The sequence below is a fragment of the Wolbachia pipientis genome (genome assembly GCF_023661085.1).
GTDB lineage: Bacteria > Pseudomonadota > Alphaproteobacteria > Rickettsiales > Anaplasmataceae > Wolbachia.
Genome location: NZ_JAHDJT010000114.1, coordinates 1 through 4281 on the forward strand (window position 1 = coordinate 1; position 4281 = coordinate 4281).

General features: G+C 35.2%; 3 protein-coding genes, 1 other RNA gene and 1 pseudogene. 3 read left to right on the top strand and 2 right to left on the bottom strand.

Going from position 1 to position 4281, the window contains the following annotated elements:
* The coding region (locus DM84_RS05105) for a hypothetical protein (RefSeq protein WP_250778846.1) at window positions 1-191 on the bottom strand (191 nt) is incomplete at its 3' end.
* Between the two features lie 199 nt (window positions 192-390).
* On the opposite strand from DM84_RS05105, the gene DM84_RS05110 reads away from it, so the two are divergent.
* On the top strand, window positions 391-2403 hold the full coding sequence (locus DM84_RS05110) for a hypothetical protein (RefSeq protein ID WP_250778848.1): 2013 nt from the start codon (window positions 391-393) through the stop codon (window positions 2401-2403).
* A gap of 85 nt (window positions 2404-2488) precedes the next feature.
* Window positions 2489-2838: RNase P RNA component class A (gene rnpB, locus DM84_RS05115), an RNA gene on the top strand.
* Window positions 2839-2881: 43 nt separating this feature from the next.
* Here rnpB and DM84_RS05120 read toward each other — a convergent pair.
* The gene (locus DM84_RS05120; protein WP_250778850.1) at window positions 2882-3652 is read right to left on the bottom strand and encodes a response regulator transcription factor; all 771 of its coding nucleotides are present in this window, start codon (window positions 3650-3652) and stop codon (window positions 2882-2884) included.
* Between the two features lie 323 nt (window positions 3653-3975).
* Between DM84_RS05120 and DM84_RS05125 the strand changes: the two are divergent.
* Window positions 3976-4224: pseudogene (locus tag DM84_RS05125) on the top strand (2-dehydropantoate 2-reductase N-terminal domain-containing protein); the annotation flags it as partial.
* Window positions 4225-4281: the final 57 nt, after the last annotated feature.

Here is a 4281-nt window from a genome sequence, read left to right on the forward strand (position 1 = left end):
TCTTCGATATTTTTTAATCTCTCATTGCTAAGATTCTTGTGAAATACCTCCACTGTCAAATTGCTTCCTTCGACACTATAAACATGCTTATCAGGAAGGATTCCACCCACCTCAATTTCAAGTTTGTCTCTAGGCTCGTAGTTTGGTTTACTAGGACCAAAGAATTCTTTAATGCTGCTAAGAAGGCTCATTATAGCATAATAAATAATTTCCGTCAAGAAATGTAGCTAGCTCAAGCCATATAACCGCTTACAGGAGTTTTAGACAGTTTCGGTTTTATTGATGTATTACCTCAGAATATAAAAAGAAGATTAACTTATTAATATTTTTGTTGACATTAGCATGTTAAAATAGCTATAATAACTTTTTATTAAAATTTTAAATAAGATTGTGTTTGTATTAAATAAATTGCTCGAAGTTAGCTCAAATACGCTAAAAATTAAAGAAGCGACAGGTTTCGACCCAGCAAACATAGCATTCATTGAGAGAAATGGTGTTGCTTATGGACTCAGCCATCAAGATAACGGTAATGGAACCAGTAAAGTAAAATTACTCATTAGTCCATTATATCAATCAAAAACATACGAGTACGATATAGATGTTAACGTAGCAAATGAATTCAAGGGCCAATTATCCCTCGCACTGATAGAAAATTCAGCTGAAATAGATAAAGTTGGAATAATCTCTTCTGAAGAAGGGACTAACAAAGAAGGAAAAAAACATATTAAAGGCCTAACATTCAGCACTTACAAAATCAAGCATTCAACTAATGCTCCTGCAGTTGAGCATTCAGGTAAAACAAAATTGCAAAAAAATGCTGACAATGGCAATTCTGCAAACATAGGTAATAGTTACTTTCAACCAAAAGCAGCAAAGGTTGATAATGGTAATGTTATTGTAATCGCCCATAATTTAAAGGATCAAACCCTAGTTTCTTGGTATCTGAAGCCAAACGAAAGCGGAACATTTAGAGCACTACCTGGAAAAAAAGGCGTCATAGAAAGAAAATTATTCAAATTTAATAACCCAGGACAATTGGCATTAAATGAAAACACGATGCTTTACGTGCAAATGAGTAAAAGGATTATCAAGGAAAATCAGGTGAAAAAAACACAAATTTTTAAATTTGATGTAGCCAAAGTAGTCCAGAATTTGAAAGACAGAAAGGGAGCTAACGAATGTCTGCTTAGTAAAAAAGAGTGCCAAGTAGGTAATAAGGCATTATCTCTTTCCAGTAAATATGAAATAAGCTTTTTACAGCATGTAAAGCAAACAAAGGGAAATGATCTAGTTGCTTTTCTTGCGAAAGGCCAGTCTTCTAATATGCAAGAATTGCATTTAGCAAGTCTTGCTAAGAATGGATCAAAATCGGACTTTATTGTTCACGAATTTAAAGATCCTATAGATCAATTGTATGTTAAAGACGGTGGTCAAGGTTGCTTTATTGTAACTGCAACAAGCGGAGAAAATATCATAATTTTCAATCATAGAAGGTTCGAAAAACCTTCCAAGGTAACAACGATACCAGCAAATAGTATTAAAGCTCTCAACGATTTTGTTAATATCATTAACGGTCGATTGACGCCTAGTATTATTTCTAGTAGTACCGTAGCTCCCACAACTACCACAAAGAAGGTTGAGATTTCTACGAAAACGTCAACCACTGCAATTACTTATACAACAGAAACTGATGCTGTGGAGACTACTCATCCTTCAACAGCGGAGTTAACAACTCAAACAAGTAAAGTGTCTACAACTGTGAAACCAACAACATCTGAAACAACCGTTACTTCAAAAGCTACCACAGTTATTACGGACACTGATGAAATAAGTACTGCAAAATCTTCTGCAACAGCGAAGCCGACAACGCCTGTCACTTCACAAGCAACAACAATTAAACGAGTCACAACGCCAACTCATGAGCCAATTATAAACTCAGAGGAAACTACATACACAGTATTTACTATACCAAGCACCAGAACAAGAGAGTTGACAACTTCTGCATCTATCGCAACTTTGCCTCCTCAACAAGCTTCTTCTCCGCATCCAGTTCAACATGCTATAACGGGTCCTGAGGCAGGAATAATGGCAGGATCTGTACTTGGAGCAATGGGCATCGTTATTGGAATTATAGGATTCATAGTATATAAATACGTTCAGAAACATCGTTGCTATAATGCTGCTCCTGTGTTAGAGCTATCTGATTTAGAGTCAAACTCGAATAGCAGTAGTGGAGAACTTTTTATCAGTAACAGCAGAACAAGCAGTCCTGAAATAGTGTTAGGCAGCGTATCAGTGGAAAGTGGTAGCAGATCTAGCAGTCCATCACCAGAAGGTAGTATAAATTCAGGATCTAGAAGATCATCTTTGAACAGCAATGATATGCTAGGACATTACCTCTAGCTGTTTTGCCTGATGTTTGATATGCGGACCATTGATTAGCAGGGAAATTATTTTACTTTTATGATTTTCATGTTAAAGTATAGTCCTAGGTGAAATAAGTAGCTGCTGTTGTGTGGTAAGCACAGCAGAGGAAAGTCCGGGCTCCAAGGGAAAATAGTGACGGGTAACGCCCGCCGGGGGTAACTCCAGTTATAGGGCTACAGAAAATTACCGCCTAAAGTATTTTAGGTAAGGGTGAAAAGGTGTGGTAAGAGCACACCATAACAATGGCAACATTGGTAGTCGAGTAACCAACACTAGGAGCAAGATTAAATAAGAGTAGGCCTTATGTTTTTCCTCATATCTACTCGGGTAAATCGCAAGCAGTAAATAGTAACATTTACTCCAGATAAATAGCTACGTAAACAGAACCCGGCTTATATTTCACCTAGACACTCACATAAATATCAATTATGCCGTATTCAAATGTATAAGCACCTTATGCATTGTCTTTTACTTGTTCTGCTTGATAGCCACCACTATTCTCACCTAAATTGGCATTAGAATATTCCTCTTCATCAACATACTCTTTCAGGACATACCCTCTGCCCCAAACGGTTTCTATATGGCTTTTTCCATCGTTTGCACTTTCAAGTTTCTTACGCAACTTGCACATAAAGACATCAACTATTTTGTTATCTGAAGGTTCATCTAAGCCATTGTAGAGATGATTTAAAAACATTTCCTTTGTTAGCACTGTTCCTTTACGTAATGCTAGTAACTCTATCATAGAATATTCTTTATTAGTCAGATGAACCGTTTTACCTTTTACCTCAACAATCCTATGATCAAAATTGATATTTATGTTACCAATTTTTATAACTGATTCGGGATGGCCTTTAGTACGACGTACTATTGCCTTTATTCGAGCAAGTAGCTCACTTTTATGGAATGGTTTAGTTAAGTAATCATCAGCACCGTATCCAAGTCCTTTAGCTTTCTGATTAACGGCTGATATACACGAAAGTATCAGGACAGGAACTTTAATTTTTGCACTTCTTAGTCTTAACAATATATCATATCCATCAATATCACCGGGCAAGTGTATATCTAGAATAACTAGGTCATAGTGATCTCCATTTGAAGAAACCATATTATTGTTGTAGTCTTGCGCAGAAGTCACAACATCACAAAAGTGCCCATCAGAAGTTAAAGCGTTAACTACAGTCTTTGCACTTACTTGATCATCTTCAATTAGTAATATACGCATATTTTACACCCCGTAAGTAATTTATAATTTTAGTAATATATATAACTAAGGAAAGTAACAAATCAAACTTTTATTAACAAATGGTCAAAACTACTAGTAATAGATATACCATTCCAAAACTATATAAATAGATCTAAAACATAATAGATATACTATATATCATAAGAATAACATTATTTTTAGTAAATATTGAGTTAAAACTATTATTATTAAAAGAATACTTAGGTTAATAAATATTTAACTGTTTTATATATCTGTGTTATATTTTTAATTTACTTATCCTACCATTCTAAAGTATAAGTAATACTTTTCAGAGGCATTGTGTGACTATATCAATTTTAGGTGCTGGTGCATGGGGTACAGCAATTGCAATTTCACTGAGTGATAAACAAGATGTGATTTTGTGGACCCGCAATAAAACTACTTTCGAATCAATCAATAGAACAAGAGAAAGTGACAAATTATTTGGTTGTAGAATCCCTGATAGCGTGCCAATAAAATTAGCTATTGAGGAAGCAGTTCATGCCTCAGCAATAGTCCTCGCTGTTCCTACCCAATCTCGAAGACAGGTATGACAGCAAGTACATTATTGTGGGCTAAAAAAAGATATAGAAATAATCTTAGCCTGT

Coding starts and splice junctions, on each gene's coding strand:
- DM84_RS05120 (WP_250778850.1), bottom strand. CDS start 3,652: ATGCGTATATTACTAATTGAAGATGATCAAGTAAGTGCAAAGACTGTA.